The sequence below is a fragment of the Stenotrophomonas sp. AS1 genome (genome assembly GCF_048957655.1).
GTDB lineage: Bacteria > Pseudomonadota > Gammaproteobacteria > Xanthomonadales > Xanthomonadaceae > Stenotrophomonas > Stenotrophomonas bentonitica_A.
In genome coordinates, this window is the sequence record NZ_JARVXM010000007.1 from 383,106 (window position 1) to 400,932 (window position 17,827).

At 67.2% G+C, this 17,827-nt stretch carries 20 protein-coding genes; 10 read left to right on the plus strand and 10 right to left on the minus strand.

The features are described 5' to 3' along the window. Positions 1 to 39: 39 nt before the first annotated feature. The 4 genes from PV764_RS13615 to PV764_RS13630 all read right to left on the minus strand — a co-directional run bounded on the left by PV764_RS13615 (position 40) and on the right by PV764_RS13630 (position 4,003). Positions 40 to 2,094, minus strand: a complete 2,055-nt coding sequence (locus PV764_RS13615; RefSeq protein WP_421116864.1) for a TonB-dependent receptor domain-containing protein — start codon at positions 2,092 to 2,094, stop codon at positions 40 to 42. A 191-nt stretch (positions 2,095 to 2,285) separates the two neighbouring features. Further along, positions 2,286 to 3,212, minus strand: a complete 927-nt coding sequence (locus PV764_RS13620) for a hypothetical protein (protein WP_421116865.1) — start codon at positions 3,210 to 3,212, stop codon at positions 2,286 to 2,288. 46 nt (positions 3,213 to 3,258) lie between these two features. After that, entirely contained in the window at positions 3,259 to 3,615 is a 357-nt protein-coding gene (locus PV764_RS13625; RefSeq protein ID WP_019185044.1) for a bleomycin resistance protein, read from the minus strand. Between the two features lie 10 nt (positions 3,616 to 3,625). Continuing rightward, positions 3,626 to 4,003, minus strand: coding sequence for an H-NS family nucleoid-associated regulatory protein (locus PV764_RS13630; RefSeq protein WP_046272557.1), 378 nt, complete (start codon positions 4,001 to 4,003; stop codon positions 3,626 to 3,628). 225 nt (positions 4,004 to 4,228) lie between these two features. Between PV764_RS13630 and PV764_RS13635 the strand changes: the two genes are divergently transcribed. From PV764_RS13635 to PV764_RS13655, 5 genes are all read left to right on the plus strand, one after another. Continuing rightward, positions 4,229 to 4,426, plus strand: coding sequence for a hypothetical protein (locus tag PV764_RS13635; RefSeq protein WP_421116866.1), 198 nt, complete (start codon positions 4,229 to 4,231; stop codon positions 4,424 to 4,426). A gap of 7 nt (positions 4,427 to 4,433) precedes the next feature. After that, positions 4,434 to 4,637: a hypothetical protein gene (locus tag PV764_RS13640; RefSeq protein WP_019185047.1), complete on the plus strand. Its 204-nt coding sequence runs from the start codon at positions 4,434 to 4,436 to the stop codon at positions 4,635 to 4,637. A gap of 300 nt (positions 4,638 to 4,937) precedes the next feature. Then, entirely contained in the window at positions 4,938 to 6,212 is a 1,275-nt protein-coding gene (locus PV764_RS13645; protein ID WP_421116867.1) for a hypothetical protein, read from the plus strand. 346 nt (positions 6,213 to 6,558) lie between these two features. Next, the gene (locus PV764_RS13650; protein WP_019185050.1) at positions 6,559 to 6,828 is read left to right on the plus strand and encodes a membrane protein; all 270 of its coding nucleotides are present in this window, start codon (positions 6,559 to 6,561) and stop codon (positions 6,826 to 6,828) included. Positions 6,829 to 6,984: 156 nt separating this feature from the next. Then, positions 6,985 to 7,665, plus strand: a complete 681-nt coding sequence (locus tag PV764_RS13655; RefSeq protein WP_026070074.1) for a L,D-transpeptidase — start codon at positions 6,985 to 6,987, stop codon at positions 7,663 to 7,665. 7 nt (positions 7,666 to 7,672) lie between these two features. Here PV764_RS13655 and PV764_RS13660 read toward each other — a convergent pair whose 3' ends face one another. Then, positions 7,673 to 9,157: an FAD-dependent oxidoreductase gene (locus tag PV764_RS13660; RefSeq protein ID WP_421116868.1), complete on the minus strand. Its 1,485-nt coding sequence runs from the start codon at positions 9,155 to 9,157 to the stop codon at positions 7,673 to 7,675. 47 nt (positions 9,158 to 9,204) lie between these two features. Here PV764_RS13660 and PV764_RS13665 point away from each other — a divergent pair, with 47 nt between their 5' ends. From PV764_RS13665 to PV764_RS13675, 3 genes are all read left to right on the plus strand, one after another. Further along, positions 9,205 to 9,690 (plus strand): MarR family winged helix-turn-helix transcriptional regulator, encoded by a 486-nt coding sequence (locus PV764_RS13665; RefSeq protein WP_421116869.1) that lies wholly within the window; start codon positions 9,205 to 9,207, stop codon positions 9,688 to 9,690. 70 nt (positions 9,691 to 9,760) lie between these two features. Then, positions 9,761 to 10,624, plus strand: coding sequence for a S1 family peptidase (locus tag PV764_RS13670; RefSeq protein WP_019185054.1), 864 nt, complete (start codon positions 9,761 to 9,763; stop codon positions 10,622 to 10,624). Between the two features lie 236 nt (positions 10,625 to 10,860). Then, a complete protein-coding gene (locus PV764_RS13675) occupies positions 10,861 to 11,847 on the plus strand; it encodes an MDR family oxidoreductase (RefSeq protein WP_421116870.1) in 987 nt (328 codons plus the stop codon). A 61-nt stretch (positions 11,848 to 11,908) separates the two neighbouring features. Here the strand turns inward: PV764_RS13675 and PV764_RS13680 are convergent, their stop codons facing one another. Beyond that, positions 11,909 to 12,433 (minus strand): nuclear transport factor 2 family protein, encoded by a 525-nt coding sequence (locus PV764_RS13680; RefSeq protein WP_037553735.1) that lies wholly within the window; start codon positions 12,431 to 12,433, stop codon positions 11,909 to 11,911. A 3-nt stretch (positions 12,434 to 12,436) separates the two neighbouring features. Beyond that, positions 12,437 to 13,507, minus strand: coding sequence for an aldo/keto reductase (locus tag PV764_RS13685; RefSeq protein ID WP_019185058.1), 1,071 nt, complete (start codon positions 13,505 to 13,507; stop codon positions 12,437 to 12,439). Between the two features lie 160 nt (positions 13,508 to 13,667). Between PV764_RS13685 and PV764_RS13690 the strand changes: the two genes are divergently transcribed. Next, positions 13,668 to 14,570, plus strand: a complete 903-nt coding sequence (locus tag PV764_RS13690; protein ID WP_019185059.1) for an AraC family transcriptional regulator — start codon at positions 13,668 to 13,670, stop codon at positions 14,568 to 14,570. Between the two features lie 271 nt (positions 14,571 to 14,841). Here PV764_RS13690 and PV764_RS13695 read toward each other — a convergent pair whose 3' ends face one another. Together PV764_RS13695 and PV764_RS13700 are read right to left on the minus strand one after the other, a co-directional pair. Then, positions 14,842 to 15,078 carry a hypothetical protein gene (locus tag PV764_RS13695; RefSeq protein ID WP_019185061.1) on the minus strand — a complete coding sequence of 79 codons (237 nt, stop codon included), beginning with the start codon at positions 15,076 to 15,078 and terminating at the stop codon, positions 14,842 to 14,844. Then, positions 15,075 to 15,842: a YggS family pyridoxal phosphate-dependent enzyme gene (locus tag PV764_RS13700; RefSeq protein WP_019185062.1), complete on the minus strand. Its 768-nt coding sequence runs from the start codon at positions 15,840 to 15,842 to the stop codon at positions 15,075 to 15,077. The genes PV764_RS13695 and PV764_RS13700 overlap by 4 nt, the downstream gene beginning before the upstream one ends. An 88-nt stretch (positions 15,843 to 15,930) precedes the next feature. Here PV764_RS13700 and ptsJ point away from each other — a divergent pair, with 88 nt between their 5' ends. After that, a complete protein-coding gene (gene ptsJ / locus PV764_RS13705) occupies positions 15,931 to 17,259 on the plus strand; it encodes a transcriptional regulator PtsJ (RefSeq protein ID WP_421116871.1) in 1,329 nt (442 codons plus the stop codon). On the opposite strand, the gene PV764_RS13710 is transcribed toward ptsJ, so the two are convergent. After that, positions 17,226 to 17,732: a hypothetical protein gene (locus tag PV764_RS13710; protein ID WP_019185064.1), complete on the minus strand. Its 507-nt coding sequence runs from the start codon at positions 17,730 to 17,732 to the stop codon at positions 17,226 to 17,228. The two genes, ptsJ and PV764_RS13710, sit on opposite strands and share 34 nt — an antisense overlap. Between the last annotated feature and the right edge of the window lie 95 nt (positions 17,733 to 17,827).

Consider the following 17,827-nt stretch of genomic DNA (forward strand, 5'->3'; position numbering starts at 1 on the left):
GCCCTTCGTTGCTTCAGGTCTGCACTCGACCCGGCGCGGTCAGAACCGCGCCGTGGCACCCACGAAGAAGGTGCGTGCACCGCCGTCGTAGTTGTTGCCTTCCTCGATGGTGGAGACATCGCCGAGGTTGAGCACGCCGGCACGCACGGTCAGGTGCTCATTGACGTCGTAGCCCGTGACCAGATCCCAGGTGGTGTACGCCTTGGCGAAGGTGGCGCTGGTGGAGGACACCAGCTGCTCGCCGATGTGCTGCGCGCTCAGGTTCAGCGACCACGCATCGGTCACCTGCCAGTCCAGCGAGGTGTTGGCGGTCAGCTTGGGCACCACCAGCAGGCTCGCACCGGTGGTGCGGTTCTTCGACTCCAGCATGCGGGTGGCATTGGTGATCCAGTTCAGTCGCTCATGCAGGGGCACCGTGACGCTGGCTTCGACGCCGCGGGTGCGGGCCTTCTGGATGTTCTGCGCGACCGTCCACCAGAATCCGTTGACGAAGCTGGTGGTCTGGCCGGGAATCTCGCGCAGCGGAACCTGCTGGATCTTGTCGTCGAAATCGGTCAGGAAGTAGGTGGCCGAGGCGGACCAGCCGTTCTTGTCGAAGCCCACGCCCAGCTCGTAGTTGGTGCTGGTTTCCGGCTCCAGGTTGGGATTGCCTGCCATGTAGCAGCCCGTGGTGCCATCGGCGCTGACCGAGCGGTTGGTCCACCCTTCGGCGGTCAGGGCGGTGCAGCCGTTGCCGCCGGACTGTGTCGCGGCGCCGGCCGTGCCCTGCTTCAACGTCGGTGCACGGAAGCCCTGCGAGACACCGCCACGCACGGTCCAGTCATCGGACGGGTGCCAGACGCCGTAAACGCGTGGGCTGAGGTTGTCGTCGTAGTTGTCGGTGTTGTCCCAGCGCAGGCCCACGGTCAAGATGAAACGCTCGTGCAGCGTGATGTGGTCTTCAGCGAACAGCGCCCAGGAATCGGCTTCACTGACCGGGCTGATCCGGCCCGTGCCGGTCCAGGTCACCGGCACCGTCCCGATGGTATCGCCGTTCTTGAGCTCCTCGCGCTTCCACTGGCCGCCCACGTTCAAGCTCTGCTCGAACCCCCAATGGAAGCTGCGGGTGAACGCGGTATCGAACACCGTCTCCTTGGAGTGGTTGCCGACAGCGCTGCCCTTGTCTTCGTAATCGTTCTGCACCAGCGTCGTCTTGGACGTGGCGGCATCGCCGTAGCGACCATCGTGCATGACCACATAGCCGGTCTGCATCAGCTTGGACAGGCCCCAGGCGCCGACGTCACCAGCGCCGCTGTTTCGCTGCTCGCCGCGCGAGGCTTCGAAGCCCACGGTGTGGTCATCGTTGATGCGCCAGTTGAGCAGGGCATTGGCGTTCTCGGCCTTGTTGCCCGGCGTCTGCCGCCGCCCGGTGTCCGATTCCCGATTGGTCACGTTGGCACCGACGCGCAGGCCCAGATTCTCGGTCAGCGGGCCACTGAACAGCGCGCCCATCTGGGTGGTGTCACCGCGGGTCGGGGAATCCGGCTTGCTGTAGTTGTAGGTGACCGAGCCACCCCATTCGTTGGCGATCTTGCGGGTGATGATGTTGATCACGCCGCCCATCGCGTCCGAGCCGTACAGCGAGGACATCGGCCCGCGGACCACCTCGATGCGCTCGATCATGTCCGGCGAGAGCCAGTTCAGATCCTGCGGGCCCAGGTCATCGCGGTAGTTGACGCCGGAGGAATTGCCCTGGCGGCGGCCATCGATGAGGATCAACGTGTACTGCTCGGGCAGGCCGCGCAGGCGGATCTTGGACTGCGCGCCGGACAGCGCATAGCCACCGGTCACGCCGGGAACGGTGCTCAGCAGCTGGCCGATGCTGCTGACCGGCTTGCGTTCGATCTCCTCGCGGGTGATCACGCTGATGCTGGCCGGGGCGTCCTTGATCCACTGCTGGGCGCCGGTGGCGGTGACCACGACCGTATCCATCTGGCGGGGCGAGGCGGCGGCGTCCGCCGAAGCATCGGCATGCGCCTGGGTGGCCACCACCAGGCCAATGGCAACGGCCAGGGTGGCGGCGGAACGACGGGGAGAGGGGGAGGGGTGCGACATCGCGAAAATACTCCGTGGCTATGGGAGCCCGCTGGCGATGGCTGGGGACGTCCGTGTGGGGGTTTCAAGAAATCTTAACAAGCGTATCACGAACCATTCGCATTTGAAATGTAGTGATACATCTGCATAACCTGGGATGTCGTTATCGTTGCGCGCGGTCGATCACGGGAAAACCATGCCGGCCGAGCGAATCACTCCACCAGGGTCAATTGCCGGGAAAAGCTCGGCCGCAAGGCCAGCTTGTGGGTAACGCTGGTGATCGTGCGGCGCGGATCGGTCGGATGCGGCCGGGAGGCGGTACTGCTCCTGCCCTGGCGCCACAACCCGAACATCACGATCTCCGCACCCACCGGGAAAGACTTCAGCCACGCAGCATCGGTGTGCCCGACGCTGACTTCGTAGAAATCCCGGCGGTCGGTAACGCCGGTGTGCTGATACTTCGGGGCACAATTGAGGAAGGTGACGCCATGGGGGTCACCGGGCTGCGGCGTACGATGTGACCGCACGGTTCCGAGCAGTGCCATCGGCAGCTCGCTGGAGGCGGCGCCAAGCCGCTCCCATGCCGCGTCGTAGCGCTCCTGCCGGTAGAGGAAATTCGTCCAGTCCACCCGCTTCTTGCCCAGGCGCAGGGTCAGCTGCGAGGCCAGCAGCGTGTCGTCCTCGCACATCGCCTGCAGCGTGAGCAGGTCGGTGAGGCTGCGCAGGTAACCGTCCAGCGGTGCGTCTGCCAGCAGCGTCGGGCCCGCACTGCCGCGTTTCAGGGCGTGTTGGAGGATGAGCAAGCGAAGCTCGTGCGTCCCATCATCCAGGGTCGTCAGAAACTCGGCATCGGCTCCGGCGGCAAGCAGGGCCTGCAGATGGGCGGGCGCGTTGTAGCGACACCCGGGCAGATGCCCGCTGCCTTTGTTCAGGGCGAGGTAGGCGGGCAAATGGAGGGGCGGGGCGCGGTCCACGCCGGGCCTGCTGTGCTCGGGAACGAATCTCACCGGCACGTTGCACCCATCGCACAGCAGCGTTGGCAGGGTCTGTTGCGCGTCATGACGCTTCTGCAGGTCGCCCACCCGGTGCAGGGTGCCGTGCGTGCCCACTGCCTTGCGCATCTTGATTCCGCGACTCATCTGCAACCACTGCTTCGTTCAATGGCGACCATCATAGTCGCTTCGATCAGTCACCCTGCGTGGCGAAGCGCAGCCGGTTGTGGTCCGGGTCGATCACCATCATTTCGCGCCCGCCCCACGGCACATCGGCCGGCGGTCGGAAGACCGGCGCGCCGGCCGAAACGAACGCGGCATGCAATGCGTCCACGTCAGGCACATGAAAATACACGGCGCCCCCCGGCTCGCAGTCGCCGGCGTGTTCGCTGAGGAACATCTGCTGGCCCTCACGGCTGATCTGGACGAACAGCGGCATGTCCGGTGCGAAGCGATGTTCCCAGTCGATCGCGAACCCGAGCCGCTGGTAGAACGCCACGCTGATCGCGGCATCGGTCATGCGCAGTTGCGGAATGACGGTCTGGGGCATGCGTGCGGCCTCAGCCAGGATAGGAGGGGAAGCGCTGATCGGGGTGGGTCTTCTTCCATTCGGTATGCGCGACCGTGCCTTCCCAGGACAGGAACGCGTTCGGCACGCGCCCGCGGCCCGACCAGGTGGCGCCGCTGTGCGGCAACCAGAAACGGGGCGGCAGATCTTCCTTCGGGGCCTTGGCGACCTTGGGGGCTTTCTCGCGCCTGGCCGCAGGCGCGGTGTCCAGCAGCGCCCGGATCCGGCGCTGCTGCTCGGGGCTGAAATCGGCATAGCTGGTGGTCAGCAGTACAGTCACCCGCTCATAGGCCTCTTTGGTCGCCGCCTTGAGCAGCGCCTGCTCGTCCAGTCCCGACCGCGCGACCGCCGCTGCCAGGCGGGTATTCATCGTTGCTGCGGAGGGGGCGGTGGAAGGCGTACGGGGCATGGGATTCCAGGGAGGAGGGGCTGACGGAGGGCACCATAACAAATGCGTACGTGAAGCGGCCGATGGCGTAACACGCCCTGCCCACGAAACCTGAACAGGGGGTTGGTTCATCCGTGGGTACGCAATGTTCCGGCAACCTTCGGCGACCAGATTCGATTCAACACCGTTCCCCAGGAGCAACCCACCATGATCACCTCGACCCTTTTCAGCTTCCGCGGCCTGGCCCTGGCAGTGGCACTGACCGCTGGCGTGACCGCGGCAGGCAATGCGGATGCGATGTCGCGCAAGGACAAGAACACGCTGGTCGGCGCCGTCGTGGGCGGCGTAGCCGGGCACGGGCGCCGTCGTGGGCGGCGTAGCCGGGCACGTGCTGTCCAACGGTGATCCGCTGATGACCGCCGGCGGAGCAGTGGCCGGTGGCGCCATCGGCAACGTGACCACCAAGGACCGTCGCGACAACCGCAATGATCGCTACGACCGTGATCGTCGCTATGACCGTGGCCACCGCTACGAGCGCACCAGCCATCACGATCGCCGCCATGACCAGCGTCGCTGGAACCAGGACCGCCGCAACCACAATCGCGGCTGGCGCTGATCCCCAGGGTATCGCCCGGGCCCGGCGCGCCAAGCCTGCGTATCGGGCGCCTGGGCGCCCGCTGGGTGGCCGCGCGGCGCGCGCCATGAGATAGCGCGCCAGCGGCACGTCATGACATCGCGGGCTGGCGTGGGTTACCGTCCGGATCTGACGCAGCGCGGGTGCTGTCAGGGAGAGGCCGGAGATGAGGGCAGGGAAGTCCACAGCAGAACGGGCGGGCAGCAGCGGCACCTTCCTCGGCGACACAGCGTTGCTGCCGCCGTTGCAGCCAGCGTCGCCGGTCTCTGGCTGATGCCATGCATGGCTGCAGCCCAGCGTCCGCCGGAGGGCGTGGAGGAGGCGCTGACCCGCATCGCCACCGTGGCGGACGCACCCGCCTCCACGCAGGCCGCACAGGCGCTGTGGCGCATGCCGCTGGACGCGCCGGTGATCGTGCATGACCGCGCCTCCGGGAGCAGTTGGCGCAGAGACACCGCCACAGGGGCCGCGCTGCCTGTCGTACTGCGGAATGACCAGCCGCCCGCCAACACCTGCATCACGATCGATGGCGCCCCTGCCGTCCTGCTGCTTCTGCCGCTTCCCGGCGACCGGGACGGATTGGCGACGCTGTTCTGGCACGAGCAGTGGCACTGCGTGCAAGCGGCCCTCGGTCTGCCTGCCGCCGAGGGCGACACCGCACACCTGGATGGGGAGGCCGGTCGCACGGCGTTGCGGCTGGAGATGCGCGCGCTGGCGCAGGCACTTTCCACGCGCGACGAGCATCAAGCGCGCCAGCACGCGGCAGCAGCGCTGGGCTACAGGGCTCTGCGTTCTGATGCCGCGGCACCGCCGACGCGCGCGCTGGAGGAAGAAGCCAAGGTAGAGCGCAATGAAGGCCTGGCCGAGTACACGGGACGCGCGATCGCTGCGGCCACCCACGGTGGCGATGCGACAGCTGCCGCCGTAGATGCACTCGCCAAGGCGGATGCGTCGCAGAGTTTCGTGCGTTCGGCGGCGTACGTGACCGGGCCCGCGTACGGACTGCTGCTCGACCGTTGGTCGCCAGCGTGGCGCCGCGGGGCGTCTGCGGGCACGACGTTGCCTGCGCTGCTGGCGGATGCGCTGGGCGTCACATGGCGTGGGGCCGGCATCGCACAGAGCGGTGCCGGCTATGGCGTCGACGAGGTACGCGCAGAGGAGCGCGAGCGAGCAAAAGAGCGGGAGCGACGCAGTGCCGGCTACCGTGAGCGTTTCCTCGGCAACGATGCGGTTCGTCTGCCCCTGCGCAACCCGTCGATCTCCTTCGATCCCCGCTCGCTGTTCCCGCTCGATGATGCCGGGACGGTCTATACGCCGCTGACGGTACGGGATGAGTGGGGCGAGTTGACGGCAGTATCCGGGGGGCTTCTGTCCAGGGATTGGGCGTTGCTCAGCGTGAGCGGCGGCGTAGTGGACGGCGCGGGTTCCAGATGGACGGGACCAGGCTGGACGCTCGTACTCCGCGAAGGATGGCGCCTGGAGCGGGGCTGCGACGGGTGGGGTTTGACGAAGGTGTGGGGACTGGGCGTGGGTGATCCGGGCGATGCGGGTGAGTGACGTATCGGACAGTCAAACTCGTACGACCCTGCCGGCGAGGCAGGGCGTGCGCATGCCGTTGGCAACGCCGGATTGCGTGACAGTCACGATGACCACGCGGTGTTGGCGGCTCTGCTGGAAAAGGCGGCAGGGGATGCGTGCGGAGCAGCGGCGTGGCCTTGCCTTTGCCATGTTGCCGCACCTGAAACGCGTTGCGATGGACGCGCAGGCCAACGGCGAAGTCTGATCGGAAGTGTTCAGTTTCTTCACGTTCCGTCTACGTCTTTCGGCTTCAACTGAACCCCGGTCATGGCTCTGGCGATGAGGCCGCTATCGTCCGAACACCCCATACGAAGGAGGCAGTGCAATGTTCCTGACAAAACAGCAACTGACAACGGCGCGTACGCTGACAGTGGCGTTGATCGCAACTGTGGGCCTGAGTGCCTGCGCTACGTATAAAGACGAGTTCGCCACCATCAACTCCCGCCTGGATCAACTCGACACGAAGGTGCAGGGCGCCGCCCAGAGTGCCGAGTCGGCCAACCAGTCGGCGCAGCAGGCCAACCAGCGTCTGGATCAGATCGAAGGTCGCGTCCAGCAGCTCGAACAGGCGCCCCGCCGCAAGCCGCGCGGTTGATCGCTGCTGCACCGTTTGTGTGCAACGTCTGAATCGGCGACCGGTGGCCTGTGCAGGCCACTGGTCTCCGTTGGTCGTGCAATGTCCTTTGCAAGGAAGTGTCCCATCCGTACGCACTCATCTCCTGCCGTCCTGGCCCTTCGCGGGGCGCTGACCCTGGCGCTGGCGTTCGCGAGCATTGGCGTGGCCAATGCCGACGAGGCTGTCGCGAAACCGACCGCCGCCGTCGACGAACTTCCGCCGGGCCAGGAAGTCTCCAACACCGTCATTGACCTGGCCGGGTGGGTTGTCGCCACCAAGGACAGCCAGGGCTATCCGTTCGCCATCATGGACAAGGCCGCTGCGCAGATCCTGGTCTTCGACGGCGAAGGCAAACTTCGCGGCGCCGCCCCGGGGCTGTTCGGCTCGGCCACCGGCGACCATATCGCGCCCGGCATCGCCGGACTCGCCCTTCGCGAAATTCCAGGCCGGGATCGCACGACGCCCGCCGGGCGCTTCGTGGGGGGCTTTGGGCCGTCCATCGACGCGGGCCGCGTCCTGTGGGTCGACTACGATTCCGCCGTCTCCATCCACCCCACAGCGACAGGTGTCCCGAAAGAGCGACGGGCCGAGCGCCTGGCATCGGCGTCACCGGACGACAATCGCGTCACCCATGGCTGCATCAATGTCTCGCCGGCGTTCTACGAGCAGATCATTGAATCCACGTTCCAGCGGGGCGGGGTGTTCTACGTGCTGCCCGACAAGGCATCGATAGCCGAGACCTTCCCGGAGTTCGCGAAGAGTCGCGAGGCGACCCAGGGCGATGAGGGAGCCCGCGCGGGTCCTGCCGGCAAGTAATGCGTCGTCACGGCGCATGGCGTTCAAAATGCGCCAGCAGCGCCGCCAGGTGCGGCGTGTCGACGACAGCCGCGACGTAGCCGTCGGGCCGGATCAGCAGCCACTCGCCCGCGTGCAATCCATACGCATCGGCGAAGCAGCCCTGGGTATCGCGCAGATCGCCGCGGTGGCCGATGATATGGACATGCAACCCCTTTCTCGACGGTGTTGCGCCGCGGTCCGCTTCGTGACCCAGCAATGTCCAATGCGTTCCGCGCAGCACGTCGAACAGGCGCACGCGCTGTCCACCCGCGCCCTGCAGCGGCGCATCCGGCGCCCGGTTGCCCGGCGCGATGCGTCCGCTGCGGGCCTCGGCAGGCAGCGTGAGTGACGATTCACCATAGGCGAGATCGAGCTGCTGGACGTCGCGCCCGCGGCGGTTGTCGCCGCGCTGGGCCTGGGCGAGCAGCGTCGTGGCAAGCCCGAGCATCGAGGCTGCAATGGGGCGGCGCTCTTGCTCGTAGGTATCCAGCAGGGCCTGCGGCGCACCCTTCAACACCGCCGCCAGTTTCCAACCGAGGTTGTAGGCGTCCTGCGCGCTGGTGTTCAGGCCCTGGCCGCCCGTGGGCGGATGCGTGTGGGCGGCGTCGCCGATGAGGAACACGCGGCCGTTGCGGTACCGGTCGGCCAATCGCGCGTTCATCCGGTACGCCGAGGCCCAACAGACATCGAGCACCGCGAGATCATTGCGGCCGGTACGCACGCGCACCATGTCCGCCAGCCCGTCGACGGAAAGGTCCACGTCACCGTCGAGCGGTACGGGGGCCTGCAGCTGGAACAGCGCTGTTCCCATCAGCGGGCACAGCGAGATCCGCCGCTGCGGGTCGTCTTCGTTGTAGCTGTGCCAGGCATCGCGCGGCAGACCGTGCAGCACGATGTCGGCCACCACCGCGCGCACGCCCAGTGTTTTGCCCGGGAAGCCGATGTCCAGTGCCTGGCGTACGAAACTCCGACCGCCGTCCGCGCCGACCAGGTAGCGCGTGCGCACGGTCTGCTCGCCCGTTGGCGTGGCAAGGCGGACGCTTACGCCGTTGGCGTCCTGTTCCAACCCGATCACTGCGTGCCCGAACTCGACCCGGTGGCCCAGCTCGGCGAGGCGATCGCGCATCACGGCCTCGGTCAGGAACTGCGGCACCATCAGCGGCCGCCGATAGGGTTCGGCCGGTGTTGCCGGGGCGGCCTCGATGACCGCGGCGTCCGTGCCGGTGCCATCGGCATGGTGCGACCGCGAGACTGGATAGAGGCCGCCGGCGGCGAACAGTCTGTCAATGATGCCCATGTCCTCGAAGATTTCCTGGCTACGCGGCTGGATGCCCTTGCCACGTGAGCCATGGAAGGGCTGTTCCCGCTGCTCCACCAGGCGGAATGTCACGCCGCGGCGGGCCAGTTCGATGGCCAGGGTGAGGCCGGCGGCGCCGGCACCGCAGATCACTACATCAAGGGTGTCGCCCATCATTCCGCTCCAGGTGTGTGTAATATGCACTTAATTGGAGGGATGCTATGCCGGTGAAAAAGAAGGTGCAAGATACACATAATTCGGCCGAGCTAAGGTCGCTGCACCTTTCCATGGTCAGCCTCGCCAGCGTGATGAACCGGCCGCGCAACGATGAGCGGCTCATCCAGGAGGCGGGGGTGACGCTGGACCAGGCCCTGTTCCGCCTGCTGGTGGTGATCGAGCGGGTCGGGCCGATCGGAGTGGTTGAGCTGGCCGATCGGCTGGGCCGCGACTACACCACCATCAGCCGGCAGGTCGCCAAACTGGCGGCGATGGAGCTGGTCACGCGTCGCGGCAACCCCCAGGACCGCCGTATCCGGGAGGCGACCATCGCCCCGAAGGGCAAGGAGATGACCGATCGGCTGGACGCCGCACGCGAGCGGATCGGCCGGGAGATCTTCGCGTCGTGGCCCGCGCAGGAGGTATCGGAGCTGGTGCGTTTGATGGCACAGTTCGCCAGCGCGCTGGAAGCCCGTGAGCGGGAGCCGTAACGACGCAGCGCAGACTTCAGCCCACCGCCCGTCGCTTGGACGCCCCTGTCAGACCCTCAAGGCATCACACGTGAAAGGATTCCTGATTCTCGCCCTGCTCACGGTCGCGTCCTCGACCGCCCATGCCATCGTCATCCGCGACGACGTGGACGATGCGCGGTACCGCGTTCCCGCCACCGAATTTCCCGCCCTCGTGGACATGCCCGGCGAAGGCCACGGCGCGTTGATCGCACCGCAGTGGGTGCTCACCGCCGCGCACACGCTGCCGATGCATGCCGACCTCAAGCAGGTGGTGATCAATGAAAGTGCCCGGGACGTCGAGCGCGTCGTCACCCATCCCGGCTATCGCACGCTGCCGCAGACGTTGATCGACCAGGCCATGGCCAGTGGCGAGGCGATGCTGATCGTGGTGTTTCTGGCCTCGGGCGATGATGTTGCCCTGATCAAGTTGAAGACGCCCGTCACCGACGTCGCGCCTGTTGTGCTTTACAGCGGCAGCGACGAGGCCGGTCAGGTGGCAAAGATCCTGGGGAAGGGCGCGACGGGTACCGGTGCTACCGGGCACTCTCCCAATGGCCCCAACCGCACCGACCTTCGCCGCGCATTCAACCGGATCACCAGTGCCTACGACCGCTGGCTCTGCTATGTCTTCGATGCACCACCAGAAGCGCTGCCGCTCGAGGGTGCGCTGGGCAACGGTGACAGCGGTGGCCCCGTGCTCGTCGAGCACGATGGCCAGTGGCTGCTGGCCGGGCAGGGGTCGTGGAAAGTCGTCCAGGGCAATGTGCTGACGGCCCGGCCCGGGCGATACGAGCAGGTGACGTGCAATGTGCGGATGAGTCATTACGCGGAGTGGATCCGGCGCGTGATGGATGAACACACCAGCCCACCTGATCCAACCGTACCTTCAGCTGATCGATCTCTGCCTCGTTGACGCCGATGGACTTCAGGTAGGCCTCGGCACCGCCGTACTGCTGATGCAGGTCACCAGGAACAGCTCCATGTTCTCCGGTGTGGTGCCCGACATGCCGGCCATCTTCCTGCCGATCTCCGGGTGGAGCCCCTGCTCTGTACTGTGGAGTGATCCCAGCGATTTAACGCCACGGTACGGCCAGGTGCGCACACTGGTCCGGTCTGCACTGTCCCTCATGCACCGCAACCGGAGATCCCATGTCCTTCAACGCCCTCCTTGCCACCAAGACCGGCGATGCCATCAGCGCCGGTGTCGTCCAGCTGACCGAGCAGGACCTCATGCCCGGCGACGTCACCGTGGCCGTGGAGTACTCAACGGTGAACTACAAGGATGCCCTCGCGCTGAGCGGTCGCTCACCAGTGATCCGTACCTTCCCGCTGATCCCCGGTATCGATCTGGCCGGTGTGGTCGAGACCTCCAGCCATCCCGGTTACGCCGCTGGTGACCGTGTGCTGGTCAACGGTTGGGGGTTGAGCCAGACCCACCACGGCGGCTATGCGCAGAAGGCACGCGTGCCCGGCGAGTGGCTGGTGAAGATCCCCGAGGCGTTCACCAGCCGCGATGCGATGGCAATCGGTACGGCCGGCTACACCGCGATGCTGTCGGTGCTGGCGCTGGAGCATGGCGGTGTATCACCGGACCAGGGGGACATGCTGGTGACCGGTGCCAACGGCGGTGCCGGCTCCATCGCCATCGCGCTGCTGTCCACGCTTGGCTATCGAGTGGTGGCATCGACCGGCCGGCTGGAGGAGTCCGCCTACCTCAAGGAACTGGGCGCCGCCGAGATTCTTGACCGCGCGACGCTGTCCGAGCCGGGCGCGCCGATCGCCAAGGAACGCTGGGCCGGTGCGATCGACGCGGTGGGCAGCCATACGCTGGCCAACGTGCTGGCGCAGACCCGCTATCGCGGCGTGGTCGCCGCCTTCGGATTGGCCCAGGGGGCCGATCTGCCGGGCTCCGTGCTGCCCTTCATTCTGCGCAATGTGACCCTGGCCGGTATCGATTCGGTGAACGCGCCGTATTCCGCACGCGAACAGGCGTGGACGCGCCTGGCGGCCGATCTGGATCTGGGCAAGCTGGCCCGCACCACGCAGATGATCAGTCTAGCCGAGGTGCCGGCGCTGGCCAGCCAGGTCCTGCAGGGGCGGGTGCAGGGCCGCACCGTGGTCGACGTCAACGCCTGAGGCGTGAATGCCCATGGGAGCCACCGCGGGTGACCGGCATACCGGCAAAGGTGCGGAGGCGTCAGGGTGCCTTCTTGGCGGGGATCCGGCGGAGGACATCTTCGTAAGGCACCAGGTCGAGGAAGGCCTGTACCTCGACCGCCCTGTCATCGCGCATGCGGAAGATCCAGACGTAGTCGTTGTGATACGGCTTGCCGTCCAGGGCTACCGCGTTGCCGGTCCAGTGGATGATCACATGCTCGCCGTCCGCCCAGATCTGTTGGGAGGTCGGGCGGACCGGCGTGCGTAGCCGGCTGACGAAGGGACGCACCGCGCGGGCGATGAAGTCCTCCCGCCCGCGGTAGGTGCCTGCGCTCGGGCTGGAGCCGGCGATCGTCCACACGACCTCGGGTGCGAGCACTTCGTCGAAGAACGCCGTACCACCGGCCGCCCAGCGATCGAAGGCCTCGGTCACCACCTGCTTGTTGTGCGTCGTGTGCGGCAGGGTGGCTTCAGCCGCCGCGGCGACCGGGATGACTGGCCCAACGGCGAGCGTGGCCACCGTGATGGCCATGGCGAGCATCCCGCCAAGGGGAGAGGATGCCATGGCTTACCTCCGCCCGCTGAGCGTGGAGGTGCCGAAGATCAACTGCTGGGCCATCGGCCGGCCGATGAAGCGGGCGGGGAAGATCGGTGCCGGTGCACTGGCCTCATCCAACCGGGCCAGATGCGCCTCGCTGAGGACGATCTCCAGCGCGCCGAGGTTGTCTTCCGCCTGCGCGACGGTACGGGCGCCGATGATCGGCGAGACCACGGCCGGATTGACCAGCGTCCAGGCAATGGCCACCTGCGAGCGCGTCACGCCCAGCTCCTCGGCCACCTCGCCCACTACCGTGGCAATCGCCAGCGAGCGTTCGTTGAGATGGCCGATCGACGCGATCACGCCCTTGCGACTGCTCGCCACGTCCGCACTGTTCTCATCGGAGAGATCGGCGTGGGTGTACTTGCCGGTCAGGATGCCACCGCCGAGCGGGGACCAGGGCAGCACGCCCAGCCCCATGGCCTGGGCCATCGGCAGCAGTTCGTGCTCCACGGTGCGCTCGACCAGGCTGTACTCGATCTGCAGCGCGACCAACGGCGACCAGCCGCGCAGATCGGCCAGCGTCTGCAGTTCGGCCACGCGCCAGGCCGGGGTGTTGCAGATGCCCAGGTACTGCACCTTGCCCGCGCGGACGAGATCATCCAGCGCGCGCATCACTTCCTCCGGACCGGTGGTGAAGTCCCAGGCGTGCACATACAGCAGGTCGATGCGGTCGGTAGCAAGCTGGCGCAGGCTGGCTTCCACCGAGCGCACCAGGTTGTAGCGGTGGTTGCCCCCGGAATTGATGTTGGTGGCATCGCGCGCCATCGTGAACTTGGTCGCCAGCACCAGGCGGTCGCGCTGGGCCTTGGCGAAGCGGCCGAGGATGCGTTCGGATGCGCCATTGGTGTAGTTCACCGAGGTGTCGATGAAATTGCCGCCGCGGTCGACATAGGCATCGAAGATGCGCCGGGCTTCGGCGTCGTCCGCGCCCCAGCCCCAGTCGGCACCGAAGGTCATCGTGCCCAGCGACAGGGGCGAGACGCGCAGGCCGGAACGGCCGAGCAGGCGGTAGTGATCAAGCGAGGTGGGGGAGGTCATGCGGTTGTTCTCCGGGGTGGGCAGCGATTGCCTGCGTGGACGCCCAGTGTTCCGCCGCAATGCCCGGAGCCGGTAGCACCGTCCTCCGGGAAACTTGCACGATCGTCCGAAGGCAAGGGAAGATGAGCGCCCGCGCAGGCGCGCGTCCGGAGACCACGGCATGCCCTCGCTTGACCTGTTCCGTGATGCCATCGCCCGGCATGCACCGCGCGACGGCACCTTCGAGTGCCGGTTGCCCGGCGTGAAGCTGATCCGATGCAGCACGCCGACGCTGCCGATGCCGGTCATCTACGAGCCGACCGTCTGCTTCGTGGCCCAGGGCCGCAAGCGTGCGATGCTCGGCACCAGCGTCTATTACTACGATCCGACCTGCTACCTGATGGCCTCGGTGGGGCTGCCGGTCATGGGCTCGGTGATCGAGGCAACGGCAGCGCAGCCGTATCTGAGCCTGCAGCTCGATCTGGACGCGGCGGTGCTGGGCGAGCTTGCGCTGCAGTACCCGCGGCCCGCTGCGGAGCACCGGGCAGCCGCGGGTCTGTCGCTCGGCGCGATGACGCCCGGGCTGCTGGATGCCACCACGCGCCTGGTCTGCTTGCTGGATTCACCGGAAGACGCCGGAGCACTGGGCCCGCTCGCATTGCGCGAGATCCTTTACCGGCTGCTGCGCGGCCCCGATGGCGGCGTGCTGCACGCGATGACCCTCAACGACAGCCGGCAAGGACAGATTGCCCGCGCGATCCTGTGGATCCGCACGCACTTCCGGGAGGCCTGCCGGATCGAAGAGATCGCCGGGATCGCCGGCATGAGCCGTTCCAGTTTCCATGCGCACTTCAAGGCGGTCACGGCGATGAGTCCGCTGGATTTCAGGACGCAGCTGCGGATGCAGGAGGCGCGGCGACTGATGGTCAGTGATGGCCTGGATGCGGCCGAGGCCGGCTTCAACGTGGGCTATGAAAGCCCTTCGCAGTTCAGCCGGGACTACTCACGGCTGTTCGGCTTGCCCCCGGCGACCGATGCCCAGCGGCTGCGGTTCGCGGAGGGGAGGAGCTGCGGGACACCGTAGTGTGGCCGCACTCCCATGATGCCCGCGCAACTGCGGGCGGCCGCCGTCAGACCGGTGCGAAACCGCGGGTGGTCTTCTTTTCATTCTTTTCCGCCTTCTTTTCCTTGGCGGTCTTGGCAGGTTTCTTTTTCTGCTCTTTCTGTTGGTTCAGGCCTTTGGCCATGATGACGCTCTCCAGGTGGGTTGCAACGGGGCGAGCATGGCACATCCGGTGTCGGCCGGCGCATCGGCGTGCGATGGGCGCCCTGGAGTGAACCCGGGCTGCGGCCGTTCAGGGCGCAGGCATGTCCCGGTACACCGGCTCGCTGCTGAGCACCTTCAGTCCGTCCGGCCCACTGTGCAGCAGCCGTTGCTCCCCGATCGCCTGTTGCCACTGCAGACGGAAACCGTCCGCATCGGGGAGTCGGGCGGCCAGCGCGATGAGGTGCTCGCGGGCCTGCGGGCCCTCGCTGTCGAACTGGCCCCAGCGTTGATCGTGGCAATGGATGATCAAGCGATAGTGGCTCATGCCGGGCTCGGCCAGTAGAGGCTGTCCGGGGTGGAGCGCGCACCGAAGATGGCCTGGCCGACGCGCACGACGGTAGCCCCTTCTTCGATGGCGATCTCGACATCGCCTGACATGCCCATGGAGAGTTCCTCCAGGCTGATGCCCGCCGGCAGCGTGGGGCGCAGCCGCTCGCGCAGGTCGCGCAGTCTCGCGAAGCACGGCCGTACCTGTTCCGGATCGGGCGAGAACACTGCCAGCGTCATCAACCCGCGTACGCGCAGGTTGGAGAAGGCCGGCAGCTGCTTCACGAAATCGGCGACCTCGATCGGGTCCAGGCCGTACTTGCTGTCCTCGCCGGAGGTGTTGACCTGCACGAACACGTCCAGCGTGCGCTGCTCCAGTTCCAGCCGCTGATCCAGTGCCTGTGCCACGCGCAGGCTGTCCAGCGCCTGGAACTCACTGGCGAAGCGCGCCACGTCGCGCGCCTTGTTGGTCTGCAGGTGGCCGATCACCGACCAGCGCAGGCCGGGCAGGTCGGCCATGGCCGCGGCCTTGCGCTGGGCTTCCTGCACCTTGTTCTCGCCGAGCTCATGGCAGCCGGCGTCCCACGCCATGCGCAGGCGGGCTTCATCGACGGTCTTGCTGACCGGCAGCAGCCGCACGCTGGCCGGATCGCGACCGGCCAGCGCGCAGGCGCGGGCGATGCGTTCGCGGACCGCCTGCAGGTTGTGGCGGATCTCGTCGACAGTGGTGGCCTGGGGCCAGGTGGGGGCAGCGATGGGCATGGGGAGCTCCGGAAGCGGGGACGGCTGCAAGGCGGCAGCGCACGTGCAACACTGTCCCGTGACGATGAGCATATTGGCATAGGACAAAATGAAAATCACCGGCCAGACCGCCAGCGCGGTGTTCGAGAGCATCCGCCAGCAGATCCTCAGTGGCGCGCTGGTGCCCGGGCAGCTGCTGCCCCCGGTCCGCGATCTGGCGCTCGCACTGGGGATCAACCGCAACACGGTCGCGTCGGCCTACAAGCGACTGGACGCGGCCGGTCTGGCCCAGACCCAGGGCCGGCGCGGCACCGTGGTCAGTGCACGGCCCAGCCCTGGGGCGCAGGAGGGCACGCAGGCGGGCTCGGCACTGCACGATCTGGCCAGTGGCAATCCGGACCCGCGCTGCCTGCCGGACCTGCGTGCGTTGTTGCCGGCGCGGCCGCCACGCCTGTATGGCGCAGCGACGATCGATCCGGTGCTGGCTGAACTGGCGCATCAGCAGCTGGCCACGGATTGTCCGGCCGGCTATGCGCTGGAGCTGGCGCACGGCGCGGTCGATGCGATCGAACGTGTGCTGGCCTGCTGGTTGCTGGCCGGTGATCCCGTGGCGGTCGAGAACCCGTGTTTCCTCGGCAGCCTCAATACGATGCGTGCGGCCGGCTACCACGCGGTGGCGGTGGCGATCGACGACGAGGGCATGCAGGCCCAGGCGCTGGAACAGGCGCTGGCCGCCGGCGCGCGGGCGGTACTGCTGACCCCGCGTGCGCACAATCCCACCGGCGCCAGCCTCAGCCGGCGACGTGCGCGCGCGCTGCGCCAGGTGCTGGAGCGCTACCCACAGGTGCTGGTGCTGGTCGATGACCATTTCGCATTGTTGTCCCGGCAGCCGTATCACGCGGTGATTCCGCCAACGACCCGGCGTTGGGCGTTGCTGCGCTCGCTGTCCAAGTCATTGGGGCCGGACCTGCGCTTGGCGTTTATTGGCTGTGATGCCGAAACCGCAGCCCGGTTACGCCTGCGGATGGCACCGGGTACCGGTTGGGTCAGCCATCTGCTGCAGGACGCGGCGGCCGCGGCGCTGGGGTCTGGCCGGGTGGCAGCGCGGATGAAACGGGCCGGGGATGATTACGTGGCGCGCCGGGAGGTGTTGCGGCAGGCGCTGCGGGCCGAAGGCATCGCGGTGGGCGCGCAGATGGATGGGTTGAACCTGTGGCTGCCGCTGCAGCGTGACAGCCAGCCGCTGGTGATGGCCCTGGCCCAGCGCGGCTGGCAGGTGCGCGGCGGCGAAGTGTTTTCGGTCCACACGCCGGTGCACGGGGTGCGGATCACCACCGCCACGCTGACCGCGACCGACGCAAGGCGCTTCGCCCGGGATCTGCGCGAGGCGCTGGCCGCCCGGGTTCAGGGGGCAGCGGCAGCGTTGGGGCTGACGTAGTGCGACTGTTCGTCCTCGTTGAGGAAGATCAGTTCCGGCTTGCCCTGCCAGGAGGTCAGCATCGCGCCGGTGCTGTTCTGGTGTTTGACCACCAGGGTCGCGCCCCGGTCAGGATTGGCGGTGACCTTGAACACTTCGGTGGTGCCGCTGGCATCGTCCAGGGTAAGGATGGCCTCGTCACCGACATCGGCGGTACCGTAGCCGCCGCGCTCGGAACCATCGGCGCCCAGCAGGATCAGGCCCGACAGCGGTGAGGCGCGCGGCCCCTGGGTGACCCCTTTGGTGAGTGGATCGGGCACCGGTGCGCCGAGGATCACCCTTGCCTGGCCGCTGGCATCGCGGATCACCAGGCCGCGTGCGGTGATGACACGCTCATCGGACTGGCTCTGGTGCAGGCGCAGCGCGGTCCAGCCGGAGACGGCCAGGGCAAGGCTGGAGACGACCAGCGTGGTAAGCGTCAGGGCGCGCGACATGGGTTCTCCGGATCCTTGGAAGGTTGCGACCATACCGGATAGGCCATTGACGGCACCAGTCGGAAAATTCTGGAATTACCACCAGACCGTGAACC